The organism is Burkholderia sp. FERM BP-3421, from assembly GCF_028657905.1.
Classification (GTDB): domain Bacteria; phylum Pseudomonadota; class Gammaproteobacteria; order Burkholderiales; family Burkholderiaceae; genus Burkholderia.
Map to the genome: position 1 here is coordinate 2,049,448 of NZ_CP117782.1, position 15,411 is coordinate 2,064,858.

General features: G+C 69.8%; 17 protein-coding genes. 8 read left to right on the top strand and 9 right to left on the bottom strand.

The annotated features are described in order from the left end of the window. Window positions 1–115 precede the first annotated feature (115 nt). Entirely contained in the window at window positions 116–421 is a 306-nt protein-coding gene (locus Bsp3421_RS25190) for a hypothetical protein (protein WP_273998589.1), read from the top strand. A 411-nt stretch (window positions 422–832) separates the two neighbouring features. On the opposite strand, the gene Bsp3421_RS25195 is transcribed toward Bsp3421_RS25190, so the two are convergent. Then, window positions 833–1,255, bottom strand: a complete 423-nt coding sequence (locus tag Bsp3421_RS25195) for an ecotin precursor (protein ID WP_273998590.1) — start codon at window positions 1,253–1,255, stop codon at window positions 833–835. A 150-nt stretch (window positions 1,256–1,405) separates the two neighbouring features. Here Bsp3421_RS25195 and Bsp3421_RS25200 point away from each other — a divergent pair, with 150 nt between their 5' ends. From Bsp3421_RS25200 to Bsp3421_RS25210, 3 genes are all read left to right on the top strand, one after another. Next, the gene (locus tag Bsp3421_RS25200; protein WP_273998592.1) at window positions 1,406–1,786 is read left to right on the top strand and encodes a DUF5594 family protein; all 381 of its coding nucleotides are present in this window, start codon (window positions 1,406–1,408) and stop codon (window positions 1,784–1,786) included. Between the two features lie 130 nt (window positions 1,787–1,916). Further along, window positions 1,917–3,284 carry an MFS transporter gene (locus Bsp3421_RS25205; RefSeq protein ID WP_273998594.1) on the top strand — a complete coding sequence of 456 codons (1,368 nt, stop codon included), beginning with the start codon at window positions 1,917–1,919 and terminating at the stop codon, window positions 3,282–3,284. A gap of 150 nt (window positions 3,285–3,434) precedes the next feature. Further along, window positions 3,435–4,019 carry a glycine zipper domain-containing protein gene (locus tag Bsp3421_RS25210; protein WP_273998596.1) on the top strand — a complete coding sequence of 195 codons (585 nt, stop codon included), beginning with the start codon at window positions 3,435–3,437 and terminating at the stop codon, window positions 4,017–4,019. Window positions 4,020–4,029: 10 nt separating this feature from the next. Here Bsp3421_RS25210 and Bsp3421_RS25215 read toward each other — a convergent pair whose 3' ends face one another. The 3 genes from Bsp3421_RS25215 to Bsp3421_RS25225 form a co-directional block, all read right to left on the bottom strand. After that, window positions 4,030–4,599 carry an AAA family ATPase gene (locus Bsp3421_RS25215; protein WP_273998597.1) on the bottom strand — a complete coding sequence of 190 codons (570 nt, stop codon included), beginning with the start codon at window positions 4,597–4,599 and terminating at the stop codon, window positions 4,030–4,032. After that, window positions 4,592–6,013, bottom strand: a complete 1,422-nt coding sequence (otsA, locus tag Bsp3421_RS25220) for an alpha,alpha-trehalose-phosphate synthase (UDP-forming) (RefSeq protein ID WP_273998599.1) — start codon at window positions 6,011–6,013, stop codon at window positions 4,592–4,594. The genes Bsp3421_RS25215 and otsA overlap by 8 nt, the downstream gene beginning before the upstream one ends. A gap of 126 nt (window positions 6,014–6,139) precedes the next feature. Further along, the gene (locus tag Bsp3421_RS25225) at window positions 6,140–6,334 is read right to left on the bottom strand and encodes a hypothetical protein (RefSeq protein ID WP_274004348.1); all 195 of its coding nucleotides are present in this window, start codon (window positions 6,332–6,334) and stop codon (window positions 6,140–6,142) included. 283 nt (window positions 6,335–6,617) lie between these two features. Between Bsp3421_RS25225 and Bsp3421_RS25230 the strand changes: the two genes are divergently transcribed. Next, entirely contained in the window at window positions 6,618–7,169 is a 552-nt protein-coding gene (locus Bsp3421_RS25230) for a hypothetical protein (protein ID WP_273998600.1), read from the top strand. Beyond that, window positions 7,166–7,669, top strand: coding sequence for a hypothetical protein (locus tag Bsp3421_RS25235; RefSeq protein WP_273998602.1), 504 nt, complete (start codon window positions 7,166–7,168; stop codon window positions 7,667–7,669). Before Bsp3421_RS25230 ends, Bsp3421_RS25235 begins: the two co-directional genes overlap by 4 nt. Window positions 7,670–7,709: 40 nt before the next feature. On the opposite strand, the gene Bsp3421_RS25240 is transcribed toward Bsp3421_RS25235, so the two are convergent. Continuing rightward, window positions 7,710–9,041 (bottom strand): ABC transporter ATP-binding protein, encoded by a 1,332-nt coding sequence (locus tag Bsp3421_RS25240; protein ID WP_273998605.1) that lies wholly within the window; start codon window positions 9,039–9,041, stop codon window positions 7,710–7,712. A 22-nt stretch (window positions 9,042–9,063) separates the two neighbouring features. Next, complete coding sequence (locus Bsp3421_RS25245; protein WP_273998606.1) at window positions 9,064–10,818, bottom strand: ABC transporter permease; 1,755 nt, start codon at window positions 10,816–10,818, stop codon at window positions 9,064–9,066. A gap of 486 nt (window positions 10,819–11,304) precedes the next feature. Here Bsp3421_RS25245 and Bsp3421_RS25250 point away from each other — a divergent pair, with 486 nt between their 5' ends. Continuing rightward, window positions 11,305–11,571: a double-stranded DNA-specific endonuclease gene (locus Bsp3421_RS25250; RefSeq protein WP_252982384.1), complete on the top strand. Its 267-nt coding sequence runs from the start codon at window positions 11,305–11,307 to the stop codon at window positions 11,569–11,571. Between the two features lie 46 nt (window positions 11,572–11,617). Here the strand turns inward: Bsp3421_RS25250 and Bsp3421_RS25255 are convergent, their stop codons facing one another. Together Bsp3421_RS25255 and Bsp3421_RS25260 are read right to left on the bottom strand one after the other, a co-directional pair. After that, the gene (locus tag Bsp3421_RS25255; RefSeq protein WP_273998610.1) at window positions 11,618–12,931 is read right to left on the bottom strand and encodes an ATP-binding protein; all 1,314 of its coding nucleotides are present in this window, start codon (window positions 12,929–12,931) and stop codon (window positions 11,618–11,620) included. Then, entirely contained in the window at window positions 12,915–13,640 is a 726-nt protein-coding gene (locus tag Bsp3421_RS25260) for a response regulator (protein WP_252982387.1), read from the bottom strand. Before Bsp3421_RS25260 ends, Bsp3421_RS25255 begins: the two co-directional genes overlap by 17 nt. 232 nt (window positions 13,641–13,872) lie before the next feature. Here Bsp3421_RS25260 and Bsp3421_RS25265 point away from each other — a divergent pair, with 232 nt between their 5' ends. After that, on the top strand, window positions 13,873–14,436 hold the full coding sequence (locus tag Bsp3421_RS25265) for a periplasmic heavy metal sensor (protein WP_273998612.1): 564 nt from the start codon (window positions 13,873–13,875) through the stop codon (window positions 14,434–14,436). 189 nt (window positions 14,437–14,625) lie between these two features. Here the strand turns inward: Bsp3421_RS25265 and Bsp3421_RS25270 are convergent, their stop codons facing one another. Next, window positions 14,626–15,321 (bottom strand): pirin family protein, encoded by a 696-nt coding sequence (locus Bsp3421_RS25270; RefSeq protein ID WP_273998613.1) that lies wholly within the window; start codon window positions 15,319–15,321, stop codon window positions 14,626–14,628. Window positions 15,322–15,411 lie beyond the last annotated feature (90 nt).

The following is a 15,411-nucleotide window of genomic DNA, read 5'->3' on the forward strand; positions in this document are numbered from 1 at the left end:
CAGCGGCAACGCCGCGGCCACGGCTCAAACTTACACGATTGTAATCCGCGGACACATTTGGACGCGAACTCCTCTCTACACCGGACATTCCTATATGAAACGACAGGAGATCCTCATGTTCCGACTCTTTGCAATCCTGTCCGCCGGCGCGCTGCTGGCGGGCTGCGTCGCCGTTCCGGACGGCGGCTATGGCTATGCCCAGCCGTACTATCCGGGCGGCTACGCCTATGCGCCGGGCTATGGCCCGGGCTATGCGCCCGTCTACGGCACGATCAACGTCTGGGGCGGCGGGGGCGGGGACTGGCGCGGGCATCGCGGCTGGCGCGGCGACGGCGGCTGGCATGGCGGCCGCGGAGACGGCGGTCGGGGCACCTGGCAAGGCGGCGGCCGGGGCGGTCATGGCGGAGGCGGACGCCACTGATCCGGGGATTTGCAACAAGTTGTATCGCAGGGCGTCCGGCTGCCGCGCCGGGCGCCGCAACCGCAAGGACGACTCGTCCCGCATCGCCACGCCGGAAACGCAACGCATCCGCTCGCTCGCCATCGTGCCGACGACAATGCAAAAGCATGCGCCCCGAACGGGCTTGCTATGGAATACGAAGGGAAAGCGTCGGTCGAGACCGACGCCTGAGAAGAAGAAATCTGCAGGGTGACGCGCTCCGCCCGATTCCACCGCCACCTTGCCAAGGCACGCAGTCGACCCGGGATACTGCCTGTACAACCGTCTTCCGACCCACTCCGGACTCACTCCGGACTCACTCCAAACCATCACACCCCCACACGATGTGCGACCGGCGACCGGCCGTGCATCGCATGCGTGTCTCGTGCGTACTTACCAGCCCGCCGGTCGCGGCTGCGCGTACCCGCCGTACCCGTAGCCGTCGTTGCGATACCCGCCCGCGCCGCAGGCGACATAGGCGCGCTGATACGAGTCGTAGCAATAGCCGGGCGGCGGACCGCCGTAGACCGGCGCGGGTTGGTAGGTGGAGGCTTGCTGATAGGTCGGCGCGTCATAGCCGGGCGCTTGATAAGCCGGCGCCTGATACGCCTGATACGCCGGATACGCCGGCTGCGGATACGCGGGCGCCTGATAGGCCACCACCGGCGCCGGATTCAGCGCCGACGCGACGACCGCGCCCAGCACCGCTCCGCCGATCAATGCGCCGACGATCGCGCCGCCGCGATCGTGCGCGGACGCCGGGCCGGCCGCCGCGAGGCTGCCGGCCAATACCAGGACTGCGGCGATCTTCTTCATGTCGTGCTCCCTTGCGCGGGACGCGTATGTCCCGTGATGGAAGCCATTGTGCCGCCGGGCAACGGTAATAGATGCAGCAAGTGGTAACGCGCCATTACGCGCGATGCGCGCCTGCCGTGCTAGGATTTTCGTCATCACGGAGACACCCCCATGAGTCCTGAGACCGCCCACCGCTTCGACTCGGAATTCGCGCCGCGCATCGCGCAGACGATCGCCGGCCTGCTCGACCCTCGCCTGAGAACCGAAATCGTTCCGTACAGCGGGCACGGGCACCCGACCCAGGTGCGCATCCTGAGCGTGACGGACGAACACGTGCGCGGCTACTCGCATCCGATCAACATCGAGCTGACCTGGGACACCGACGAGATCGAGCGCCTGATGGCGGCGGACGGCGCGGCGCGTTTCGCGCGCTATCTCACCGCGCTGCCCAGGAAGCTGCCGGCCTGGCAGGAGGCCCGCGACATCGACTTCGGGTCGCGCACCCAGGCCGAGCCGCTCGTCCTGCTCGGCGGGCTCGATTTCGAAGCGTGAGCGCACGCCGCCGCGCGGTGGCGAACCCGCCCGCCGCGCCTGTTCCAGGCCGAACGGCACATCGCGCCGCCACCCGGTTGCACGCGCAACGATCCGGCCGCGCGCCCACTCCTGCGCCGCTCTCTCCGCCATGAACGCCGACACCGGCCTGCCCTTCCCCCAGCGCTACTGGGCCATCCTGTGCGTCGCGCTCGGCATCACGCTCGCCGTGCTCGACGGCGCCATCGCGAACGTCGCGCTGCCCACCATCGCGCGCGACCTGCGCACCTCCGACGCCGGTTCGATCTGGATCGTCAACGCCTACCAGCTCGCCATCACGATCTCGCTGCTGCCGCTCGCGGCGCTCGGCGACCGGATCGGCTATCGGCGCGTCTACGTCGCCGGCCTCGCGCTGTTCACCGCCGCCTCGCTCGGCTGCGCGCTGTCCGGCTCGCTGGCGTCGCTCGCGACGCTGCGCGTGATCCAGGGATTCGGCGCGGCCGGCATCATGAGCGTCAACACGGCGCTGGTGCGCATGATCTATCCGACCGCGCAGCTCGGCCGCGGCGTCGCGATCAACGCGATGGTGGTCGCGCTGTCGTCGGCGATCGGGCCGACGATCGCGTCCGCGGTGCTCGCGATCGCGCCCTGGCCCTGGCTGTTCGCGATCAACGTGCCGATCGGCATCGCCGCCGTGCTCGGCAGCCTGCGCGCGCTGCCCGCCAATCGCGGGCACGACGCCCCCTACGACTACCTGAGCGCGCTCCTGAACGCCTGCGTATTCGGGCTGCTGATCTTCGCGGTCGACGGGCTCGGCCACGGCGAGCGCTATACGCACGTGGCGGCGGCCGCGCTCGCCGCGCTCGTGCTCGGCTACTTCTTCGTGCGCCGCCAGCTCACGCAAGCCGCGCCGCTCCTGCCCGTCGACCTGCTCAGGATCCCGGTGTTCGCGCTGTCGATCGGCACCTCGGTCGCGTCGTTCACGTCGCAGATGCTCGCGTTCGTCGCGCTGCCGTTCTGGCTGCAGCACACGCTCGGCTTCTCGCAGGTGGAAACGGGGCTCTACATGACGCCGTGGCCGCTCGTGATCGTGTTCGCCGCGCCGCTCGCGGGCGTGCTGTCGGACCGCTATCCGGCCGGCGCGCTGGGCGGCGTCGGGCTCGCGCTGTTCGCCGCCGGGCTCGCCGCGCTGGCGACGCTCGGCGCGCACCCCGCCCCGCTCGACATCGTCTGGCGGATGGGGCTGTGCGGGCTCGGCTTCGGCCTGTTCCAGTCGCCCAACAACCGCGCGATCCTGTCGGCCGCGCCGCGCGCGCGCAGCGGCGGCGCGAGCGGCATGCTCGGCACCGCGCGCCTGACCGGCCAGACGCTCGGCGCGGCCCTGGTCGCGCTGATCTTCGGCATTGCGCCGCAGCATGGCCCGACCACCGCGCTCTACGCGGCCGCCGCGTTCGCCGCGCTCGCGGCCGTCGTCAGCACGCTGCGCCTGCGCGCGCCCCAGCAGTCGCCGACGGCCTGAGCCGCGGCCCGCTCCGGGCCGGACGCACGCGCATCGCACTTCGGCGCGCGCCGCCGGTCCAACGCTTACCCGCGCCGCGCGGTCCGCACCTTCATTCGCCATCCGTGGCGACGGGGCCAGGATGGCTTTTGCCATCGCCAGGAGGGTGCCATGTCATTGATCGTCGCAGCCCGCTTCCCGACGCAGGCCGCCGCCGCCACCGCCGCCCAGCGGTTGGTCGAACGCGGCTTCCCCGCCGAGGACGTCAGCTTTTTCTTCGTCAACCCGCGCGGCCAGCACGCGCGCCATTCGTCCGAATACCCGCCCGCGCCGCCATCGGCCGACGCGCCGCGCCACACGATGCTCGGCGCGGTCACCGGCGCGATCTGCGGGGTCGCGCTGTTCGCGCTGTTCACGCCCTCGCTCGTCGTCGCGCTGTGCGCGGCCGGCGCCGGCGCCTACGTGGGCGCGATGATCGGCAAGTCCGTGCATCTGCGCGACTTCTCGCGCCAGCACCTGCACGAGATGCGGGTGCGCGCCGTGCATCACGAGACGCGCGGCTCCGGCATGCTGGTCGCGGTGCACGTAACGCCCGACACCCAGCGCGACGCCGCGCGGACGCTCGCGGAAGCAGGCGGCGCGGACGTCGAACGCGCCGACGGCGACTGGCGCAACGGCCGCTGGACGGACTTCGACCCGACCCGCGCCCCGACCCTGGTCGAGGCCGATGTCGGGATCGCGCGCCGGCCGGCCTGAGCGGGATGCGTCAGGCCGCGCCGACGGCGTCGAGCACGAAGCGGCAGCGCGCCTCGACGCTCGCGCGCGGCAGCTCGACGAGGCGGTAGTCGAGCGCGGCATAGGTGTCGCGCATCGTGTCGCAGGTGCGGACGGCCTCGGCGTAGTCCTGCTGACGCTCCGCGTCCCGGGCGTAGATGTCCGGCCACGGCGGCGCGACGAACACCGTGCGGTGGTAGAGGAACCGCGCGGCGGCCGCGTGCGCGTGCGCCGGCACGGGCAGGCCGCTCAAGGTCAGGTAGCCGATCACGTCAGGCACGCCTCGATCGAAGAACACCGGCCCCGTGCAGCGCCGCGCCAGATGATGCGAACGCATCTCCCAGCTCAGCATGAGCTCGGCGAATGCGGCGCGGTCGTCCCACGGCAGCGCGCGCCCGCCGATCGCGACCTGATCCTGGATCACGCCGCGCCCGGCCTCCTGCGAGCGCGCGTAGCCGCGCGCCGCCAACGCATTGAGCAAGGTGCTCTTGCCCGCGCCCGGTCCGCCCGTGACGATGAAGAAGCGCGCCGCGTCGTCCGGCATCAGCGCGTCGTCAGACATGGGCGATCCGCCGCCCCGCCCGCAGCGTGACCGACGCCGCCGTGGCCACGCTGCGCAGGTCGGCAAGGAAGGCCTCGCGCCACGCCGACAAATCGTCGCGCCGCAATAACGCGTAGTTCTCCGCATGGCGCGCCTGCCGCTCGACGAGCGGCATCGCGAGCGCGCGCTCGAGCGCCTGCGCGGTCTGCGACAGGTCGTGCGGATTGACCAGCAGCGCGCCCGGCAACTGCGCGGCCGCTCCCGCGAACTCGGACAGCACCAGCACGCCCGGATCCGCGGGATCCTGCGACGCGACGTACTCCTTGGCGACCAGGTTCATCCCGTCGCGCAACGGCGTCACGTAGCCGACCTGCGACAGCCGGAACAGCGCCATCAGCAGATTGCGCTCGTACTTGCGGTTCAGATACTGGATCGGCGTCCAGTCGAGTTGCGCGAAGCGGCCGTTGATGCGCCCCGCCTCGCCTTCGAGGGTCTGGCGGATGCGCTGGTAACTCTGCACGTCCGAGCGGGTCGGCGGCGCGATCTGCACGAGCGACACCCGCCCCTGCCAGCCGGGCGCGTTCGCGAGCATGCGCTCGAACGCCTGGAAGCGCTCGACGAGCCCCTTGGAGTAATCGAGCCGGTCGACGCTCATCACCAGCTTGCGGCCGCGCATCGTCTCGCGCAGCGCCTTCACGGGCTTGCGCCCGCCGAAATCGACGGCGGCCTGCGCAATCGCGTCCGGATGGATGCCGATCGGATAGGCGGCGACCTTCACCACGCGGCCGTGCGCATGCAGCATGCCGTCGTCGCTCGCGGTGCCGACGCCGCGCCGTTCGACGTAGTCGACGAACGCCTGCTTGTCCGCCTCGGTCTGGAAACCCGCGATGTCGTACGCGCACATGAATTTCACGAGTTCCTCGTGCGGCGGCACGACCCGCAAAATCTCCGGCGTCGGGAACGGGATATGCAGGAAGAACCCGATCGGGTTCTTCACGCCCAGCTCGCGCAGGCACTGCGCGAACGGCAGCAGATGGTAGTCGTGCACCCAGATCAGATCGTCGGGCTCGATCAGGGTGCTCAGTTGCTTCGCGAGCGCCGCGTTGACGCGCAGATAACCCCCGTATTCCTGGCGGTCGAAGCGCGCGAGGTCGGCGCGATAGTGGAACGCGGGCCACAGCGTCGCGTTCGAGAAGCCGCGATAGTACTGGTCGTAGTCGCGCCGGGTCAGGCCGACGGTCGCATAGGTGACGCGGCCGTCCTGCTCGATCGTCGGCGCGCCGCCGGCCTCGCCGACGATCTCCCCGTTCCAGCCGAACCAGATGCCGCCCGTGTCCCGCAGCGCGTCGAGTACGCCGACCGCGAGCCCGCCCGCCGACGGGCGCGCGTCCTGGCCGGCGGCCACGCGATTCGATACCACGATCAATCTGCTCATTACGGCTTTCCCTCCTGTTGACGAATGGCGCCGGGAAAACGGGCGCGCGGGCGCCGCATCAGGCCCGCGGCCCGACGCGTCGCGACGATTCGGATTGACGTGCCGCGCGCAGGCGCGGCGAGATGGTCATGCGTCCTGCTCCGTGCCCAGGTCGCGCTGGTAATCGAGCCCTTCGGGACGCGCGCCGCCCTGGTTGTGATCGCCGTCGGCAGGCGCGTCGGACGGCTCAGCAGGCGCGGACGAAGCCGGCCCGGACGGCGGTGGCGGGGAACCCGGCCCGGCATCGCGCCCAGGTGAACCGGGGCGCCGGGTGCGGCGCATGGCGGGGTGTCTCATGATCGGAGCGGCGCATCGCCGTCGTAGAAACAGTCCATGACTAACGAGTTTAGGTGGGAATCCAGGGCCTCAAGGTAACAATTACCTTCATTTTGTAACGATACGACCCTTGCGCGGCGGTTTCCCCGACAATAACCGCCGCCTGCCGACCGGCCCACCGGTCGGGTTTGTCAATTCTTTGCATTTCTCTTCGGACAATTGCAGAACAATGGCGCAGTCGCCGCGCGGCCCGGGCCCGTGGCGCAAGCAGACAGGACCGCAATCAGGGATGAAACAACGCATCGAGGCGCCAGCGCGCCGCTTGACGACCTGGGCGATGCTCGGCGTCGTCGCCTTCTCGACACTGCTCGCCGGTTGCAATTCGCTCTACAGCGAGGGCGCGACGGCGGGCGCTGGCATCGCCGGCGCGACGATCGCCTCGAAAGTCACCAACAACGCGTCCGTCGCGACCGGCATCGGCCTGGGCGCCGTGGCCGGCGCGCGAGCCGGCGTCCAGTACTCGCAGCGGGTCGCCCACCGCTATTCGCAGGCGCAGGTCGCCAATGCGGCCGGTCCGCTCGACGTGGGCGGCGTCGCACCGTGGGCGACCCACCACACGTTCCCGATCGAGGACGACGAGCGCGGCCGCGTGACCGTGAGCCGTCTCATCAGCGTCGGCCCGCTCGATTGCAAGGAAATCGTGTTCTCGGTCGACAGCCCGGCCACCAAGGACGCAGCCGCACAATCGGCGTTCTACGTGGCGACGATCTGCCGCGACGGCCCGACCTGGAAATGGGCGTCGGCCGAACCGGCGACCGAACGCTGGGGCGCGCTGCAATGAGCGGCGCGCGCAGGCTGCCGGCCGCCGCCGCGCTCGCGCTGCTGGCGGCGGCCTCGCTCGGGCTGTCCGGCTGCGGCTCGGTGGGCGCTGCAAGCGGCGCGCTGGCGGGCGCGGCGACGGGCCTCGTCACCGCGAACCCGGCCGTCGCCGTCGGCGTCGGCATCGCGGTGCAGGCCGCCACCGACGAGGCCGTCAACCGCACCATGCGCAAGCTCCACCAGAATCAGCAGGATGCGATCGCGCAGGTGGCGGGCGGCCTCGCGGTCGGCGAGACGCGGCCGTGGAAGGTGAAGAACCGGGTGCCGCTCGAGAACGGCGAAGGCGAGGTGCGCGTCACGCGCGCGTTCTCGACGTCGCTCGCGCTGTGCAAGGAGTTCGTGTTCTCGATGAAGGACGGCGAGCGCGCCGACTGGTTCATGGCGAGCGCCTGCCAGCAGGCGCAGGGATGGAAGTGGGCGTCAGCGGAGCCGGCGGTGGATCGCTGGGGCAATCTGCAGTGAGATCCCGCGCGGCCGGACGCGCCGGCCGCGCGACGCGCCATCAGGACTCGACGTCCTCCAGACTGAAGATCTCCGTCTGGTCGTTATACGAGAAGATCTCGCCGTAGCGGCCCCAGTCGATCACCGCGTCGAGCGTTTCCTCGGCCGCGCTGTCCGACAGGAAATCCTCCAGCTCCTGCTCGAAGCGCACGCGCGGCGCGCGATGCCCCGGGCGCTCGTTCAGCACCTTCTTGATCCGCGCCGCGAGCGGCACGTGCCGCAGCAGGTGCTCGGCGAACATCATCTTGCGCTCCTGCGTGCCGAACTCGGCGAACACGCGCGCGGGCGGCGTGAGGAACACGTCCCCCTCGCGCACGTCGGCGAAACCCAGGTATTGCAGCACTTCCGCGATCGGAAACAGGTCGTCGACCTCCAGATGCAGCGTGCGGGCGATCTCGGGCATGTCCGCGCGGCCGTGGTACGGCGCCGCCGCGAGCGTCTCGATCAGGCCGGCCATCAGGTTGGTCGACACCTGCGGCAGCCAGCTGCCCAGCTCGAGCCCCTTCTTGGTCGCCTCGCCGATCTGGCGCGAGGTCATCTTCGCGTAGATGTCGTCGACGAGCCGGCGGAACGCCGGATCCAGCCGGTTGCGCGGATGCTTGAACGGCACCTTGATCTCGGCGATCACCCGCCCCGGGTTCGACGACAGCACGAGGATCCGGTCGCACATGAACACCGCTTCCTCGATGTTGTGCGTGACGATCAGCACCGACTTGATCGGCATCCGGCCCTGCGTCCACAGATCGAGCAGGTCGGTGCGCAACGTCTCGGCCGTCAGCACGTCGAGCGCGGAGAACGGCTCGTCCATCAGCAGCAGCGTCGGATCGACCACCAGCGCGCGGGCGAAGCCGACGCGCTGACGCATGCCGCCCGACAGCTCGCGCGGATACGCGTTCTCGAAACCGTCGAGACCGATCAGGTCGATCGCCGCGAGCGCGCGTTCGCGCCGCTCGCGCGCGCCGACGCCGAGCGCCTCGAGGCCCGCCTCCACGTTCTGCAGCACGGTCAGCCACGGGAACAGCGCGAAGGTCTGGAACACCATCGCGACGCCTTCGGCCGGGCCGTCGAGCGGCTTGTCGAGATAGGTGATCTCACCGCCCGTCGGCTCGATCAGGCCGGCGATGATGCGCAGCAGCGTCGACTTGCCCGAGCCCGAACGGCCGAGCATGCCGACGATCTCGCCTTCGCGCAGCGACAGGTTCACGCCATCGAGCACGAGCAATTCGCCCTGGGTCTTGTTGAAGCCGCGGCTGACGTCGTCGACGCGCAGGATTTCCTCGCCGAGGCGCGGCGGCATCTGGACGGGGGCGTTTACAGCATTCGGATTTTGCATCGCGTTTCGCTCTCAATCTTGCTCAGTCGAGCCGCAGCTTCGCTTCGGCATAGGCATACAGCGGGCGCCACAGGAGGCGGTTGAACAGGGTCACGAACAGGGACATCACCGCGATGCCCAGAATGATCTTCGGATAGTCGCCCGCGGCGGTGGTCTGCGCGATATACGCGCCGAGGCCGTGCGCCTGGATCTTGGTGTCGCCCCACTGGACCAGCTCCGACACGATGCTCGCGTTCCAGGCGCCGCCCGAGGCGGTGATCGCGCCCGTCACGTAGTACGGGAAGATCCCCGGCAGGATCGCCTGCCGCCACCACTGCCAGCCGCGGATGCGGAAGTTGGTGGCTGCCTCGCGATAGTCGTTCGGGTAGGCCGTCGCGCCCGCGATCACGTTGAACAGGATATACCACTGGGTGCCGAGCACGATCAGCGGCGACAGCCAGATGTCGGCGTTCAGGCGGTAATGCGCGATCACGATCACGAATACCGGGAACAGCAGGTTGGCCGGGAACGCGGCGAGGAACTGCGCGAGCGGCTGCACCTTCTCCGCGATCGCGGGGCGCAGGCCGATCCACACGCCGATCGGCACCCACACGATCGAGGCCAGCACGATCAGCAGCATCACGCGCAGCAGCGTGATCAGGCCGAGCACGAACACGTTGCCGACCTCGGCCATCGTCACGCCGGTCTGCACGTAGGCGACCACGCGCCACACCACGTACACGGTGCCGAGCAGGACCAGGATCGCCCAGCCGATGTCGGCGACCTTCGACGCCTTCTTCTCGACGCGCGGCAAGGTGAAGCGCGACGTGTCGAACGCCGGCAGGCGCAACGGGATCCGCGCGGCTTTCGCGAACAGCCAGCCGGCCGGCACGAGCAGCTGGTGGATCAGGCGGGTGCGGCGCACGAGGTCGAGCAGCCAGGACTCCGGCGCATTGCCCGAACTGGTGTTCTCCATGCGGAACTTGTCGGCCCAGGCGACGAGCGGGCGGAACAGCAGCTGGTCGTAGGCGAGGATCACGACCGTCATGGCGAGGATCACCCAGCCGACCGCCTTCAGGTTCTGGTCGGTGATCGCCTGCGCGAGATACGCGCCGATGCCCGGCAGCGTGATCGTGTGGTTGCCGACCGTGATGGCCTCGGACGCGACCACGAAGAACCAGCCGCCCGACATCGACATCATCATGTTCCAGATCAGGCCCGGCATCGAGAACGGCACCTCGAGCTTCCAGAAGCGCTGCCACGCGGTCAGGTGGAACCCGCGCGACACTTCGTCGAGGTCGCGCGGCACGGTGCGCAGCGACTGGTAGAAGCTGAACGTCATGTTCCAGGCCTGGCTCGTGAAGATCGCGAAGATCGCGGCCATCTCCGCGCCAAGCACGCGGCTCGGGAACAGCGCGAGGAAGAAGGTCACCGTAAACGAGATATAGCCGAGCACCGGCACCGACTGCAGGATGTCGAGGATCGGCACCAGCACCATCCCGGCGCGCCGGCTCTTGGCGGCCAGCGTGCCGTAGACGAGCGTGAACACGAGCGAGGCGACCATCGCCGCGAGCATCCGCAGCGTGGTGCGCAGCGCGTACTCGGGCAGGTTGGACGGATCGAGCGAGATCTTCTGCGTATCGAGCACGGCGATCGGCGCCATGGTCTCGTGGAAGCCGACCACCGCCATGGCGATCAGGCAGATGATCAGCGGAAACGCGATGAAGTCCCAGCGGTTCGGCAGAACCCGCCATGCGGACGCATTGGCGATCCGGTTCGGATTGAATCCGAAATCCATCAGGCGCCCTCCCCGGCAATGCCGCAAGAATCGAAAAATGAGGCCAGAAAGCGAATATGACTCATGGCTTGGCGCGCGGACGCGATCAATCGTTTGGACTTCGGTTACCCCGGCAGGGCCGCTCCTGCGCGGCCCTGCCGGCCGCAAGCAACGTTCATGCTGCTTTGCGACGGCACGACACTACACCATCCTGTATTTCAGGCACAACCATCCGGGGTGCGGCGGGTGGAAATTCCCCCACAGCCGCGGACAAGCCAGGCCCTGAACGGGCGAGCGGCGGAGGAATCTGAAAGGAGCTGCAGGCGGATCGCCAGCGGCCGGGGCCGTTCTGCAGGCCCGAATTATGCCGTGAACCGGCCCGCCCGGGAACCCGCCCGGCCGATCCGGCGGTGCAAAAACGTGTCCGGAATCGAACGATCGGTGCGGCGGAGGTATGATCGGGACTCGCAGCCCTTGCAACGCATCGCCCATCCGCTGGAGGAATGAATGGCAGGAAACCTGGTAATCGTATGCCGCGATCAGGACGCCGAGGCGTTCTATCACCTGATGCAGGAGTATGGGACGTTCCAGACGCGGCTGTCGTCGACGGCCTGGTACCTGAACATGAACATCGTGCCCGAGACGCTCCAGGACGACATCCTGGACCGGCTCGGCAAGTACACGACGCTCTATATCTTCGACGCGAAGAGCGTCACCTACAACACCATCGACAGCAACGCGGCCGAAACGCTGAGCACGCTGTTCGGCGAGTAGGCCCGCCGCCCGGCGCCTGCGCCCGCCGGGCGCCGCGCTCATGCGGTCACGAAGTCGCCGCCTGCGGCGCTTCCTTCGACATCACGTCGAGCGGGAAGGTCATCGTGATCTGCAAGCCCCCCTCTTCCCGGTTGCCGATCTCGCACGCGCCGCCCGTGCGCTGCACGAGCCGCTCGACGATCGCGAGCCCGAGCCCGCTGTGGCCGTTGCCGCCGCGCGCCGGGTCGAGCCGCACGAACGGCCGGCTCGCGTCGGCCAGGTCGCGCGGCGCGATGCCCTTGCCGTGGTCGCTGACCGTCAGCGCATAGCCCTCGGGGGTGCGCGCGGTCGCGATCGTCACGGGCGGCGCGCCGTAGGCGTGCGCGTTGTCGAGCAGGTTCGACAGGATCCGGTCGAGCGACGCGGTCGGCAGCCGGAAGCCCGGCCCCGCGTTCAGCTCGGTCCGCACCGCCGGCGCGTTGGGCGCCACCGCACGGTAGGTTCTCGCCACCCGCTCGCAGGCCTGGTCGACCTCGACCACTTCGCTGCGATCGGCGCCGCCGTGCGCGAACACGAGGAACTGGTCGACGATGTGCGACATCGAGTCGACGTCGCGCACCACGCCGTCGCGCAGGCGCGCGTCGTCCATCATCTCGGCCCGCAGCCGCATGCGCGCGAGCGGCGTGCGCAGGTCGTGCGCGACACCCGCGAGCATCACCGCGCGATCGTTTTCCGCGCCCGACACCTGCTGGACCATCTGGTTGAAGCCGCGCGTCAGCTGGCGCAGCTCGCGCGGGCCGCGCTCGCGCAGCGGCGGCACCGGCATGCCGCGGCCGAAGCGCGCGACCGCGCGCGCGAGCGAACGCAGCGGCTGCTGCAGCTGCCAGGCGGCGAACAGCGCGGCCATCACCGCCGCCGAGAAGATCATCACGAGCCACAGCACCATCCGGTCGAGCGAACGCGGCGGGCGCAGCGGCTGCGCGGGCACCACGATCCATTCGGCGTCGGACGGTTCCTTCACCCACAGCACGGGCGGCCGGCCCGGCGCGCCGATCCGCACCTGGGTGCCGGCCGGCATGCGCTCGCGCAGGTCGTCGACGAAACGCCGCAGCGGCACCGGCAGGTCCGGATCGTCGCGCGGCACGTCGGGGCTGTCCGGCGGCACGAGCCGCACCCGCGACGGCAGCGGCTGGCCGGGCGCGCGCTCGGCGTGCTGGCGCACCGCGTCGACGAGGAAGGCGGCTTCCTCGACCGCGTAGCGCGCCTGAAACTGGTTGCGCTCGAGCCGGATCGCCGTGTACCACGCGAAATGCGACAGCAACAGCACCCCCACCACGAGGAGTGCCAGCCGCCCGAACAGCGAATCAATGGGTTTGCGCATGAGCCTCGCCGTTCGGCACGAACACGTAGCCGCGGCCCCGTACCGTCTGGATGAAACGCGGCGTCGACGGATCGCTCTCGAGGATGCGGCGCAGGCGCCAGACCTGCACGTCGATGCCGCGGTCGGTGCCGTCGTATTCCGGCCCGTGCAGCAGCTCCAGGAGGCGCTCGCGGGTCAGCGTGCGCAGCGCGTTGTTGACGAAGATCTTCAGGAGCGCGAATTCGCTGCTCGACAGCGTCGCCGGCTTGCCGTCGACGGCCAGCGTGCGGGCCTGGAAATCGAGCACGAAGCGGCCGAACGCGTACGGCTCGCGCTGCTCGGGCGCCGCCGCCGACGGCGTCGTGCGGCGCCGCCGCAGCACCGCCTGCACGCGCGCGAGCAGCTCGCGCGGGTTGAACGGCTTGCCGAGGTAGTCGTCCGCGCCCAGTTCGAGGCCGACGATGCGGTCGACGTCGTCCGCGCGCGCGGTCAGCATGATCACGGGGATGTCGTCGCCCGCCGCGCGCAGCTGCCGCAGCGCGGTCAGGCCGTCGACGCCCGGCATCATGAGATCGAGCACGATCAGGTCGGGACGCTCGCGTTCGAGGCGCTTTTCGAGCGATGCGGCGTCGTGCAGGACCGACACCTCCATGCCCTGGCGAACGAGGTAGTCGCGCAGCAGGTCGCGCAGTTCTTGGTCGTCGTCGACGATGAGGATCTGGGTAGTCATGGCGTGAAGTTTATCGTGCAGGTTGGGAGACTTAGGAGAAACAACGTTCCGAAAGGGTTACTGCGGGTTACGACGCAAGGGAAGTGTAATGGCTGGTAAACACCCTCCGCCGTCGCGTAACACGCCGCGGGTAGCGCTTGGCTACGCTGCGTCTTACCGGATGCCGGCGAGCGTCGGCGCAATCGCTGGACGCCCGCCGCATCGTGGCCCCGTTCACACAGGAGTATCCGAAATGTATAAGAAGATGTCCCGGGTGGCCATCGCCGCCTCCGCCGTGCTCGCCCTTGCCTTCGGCGCCACCGCCCAAGCCGCGCCTGCCGACCAGCCGCCGTCCGGCGGCCCCGGCATGCACCGGATGCACGACGGGCACGAAGGCGGTCCGTTCATGATGATGAAGCGCCTGCACGACAAGCTGAACCTGTCCGCCGCGCAGGAACAGCAGTGGCAGGCCGCCCTCAACACCATGAAGCAGAACGGCGCGGCGATGCGCAAGAACCACGAGCAGATCCGCCAGCAGTTCGCCGCCCAGCGGAACCAGCCGATCCTCGACATGAACGCGCTGCACGCGGCCCGCCAGCAGGTCGAGCAACAGAACGCGCAGCTGCGCGAACAGACTTCGGCCGCCTGGCTCGCGTTCTACAACGGCCTGAACGACCAGCAGAAGACCACCGTCAGCACGGCGTTCAAGGAGCACATGGCGAAGATGGCGCAGCGCCACGAGAAGATGAAGGAACGCTGGCAGCAGCACCGCGCCGCGCAAGGCGCGTCGGCCGCCGCGCCGGCCCAGCCGCAGTAAGCGCCTGCCGCGGCCTCCCGGGCCGCGCTCATGACAACGCCGCGCCGGGGTTCGCGCCCCGTCGCGGCGTTTTCACGCGCGGGCGGCGAGGCGCGCGATCGGGTGGCAGCCGCCTTGCGCCTTGCGCCTTGCGCCTTCCGCCTTCCGCCTTCCGCCTTCCGCCTTCCGCCTTCCGCCTTCCGCCGACCGTCACCCCAGATCGAACAGCAGCACCTCCGCCTGCTCGCCGCACGCGAACGAGACCGCGTCGACCCCGCCGATCCGCGCGCCGTCGCCCGCCTCCAGCCGCTCGCCGTTGACCGCCAGCGCGCCGCGCACAACGTGCACATAGGCGCGCCGCCTCGCCGCGAGGTCGAACACGGCCCGCTCCGGGCCGTCGAACAGCCCGACGTAGATCGCCGCGTCGGCGCGCAGCGACAACACCCCGTCGCGCCCGCCCGGCGCCGCGAGCGCCCGCAGCCCGCGCCGGCCGTGCTCCGCGCGGCGCTGCCCCGCATAGTCCGGCCGCCCGCCGCGCTCGCCCGGCCGCAGCCAGATCTGCAGCAGGCGCAGCGGCAGGGCGCACGACGCGTTGTAGGTGCTGTGCAGCATCCCCCGCCCGGCGCTCAGCCGCTGCGCATCGCCCGCCCGCAGGATCGCGCCGTTGCCCATGCTGTCGCGATGCGCGAGCGCCCCCTCCAGCACGTAGGTGACGATTTCCAGGTCGCGATGCGGGTGCAGGCTGAAACCGCGGGTCGGCGCGATGCATTCGTCATTGAGCGCGTACAGCGCGCCGAGCGGCGGGTGCGGGTCGTCGGGCGCATCGGGCGCCGCGAAACTGCGGTGGCGTTCGAGCCACCCCTGGCTGGCATGGTCGCGCTCGGCCGCGCGGCGAATCCGGAACATGGCGGTCTCCGTTCGATTGAATGGCACGGAACCAATGTAGGGGCGCACCCCTCGCGCAACAATCCGCGCGTCCGCACCGGATCGTTGCCC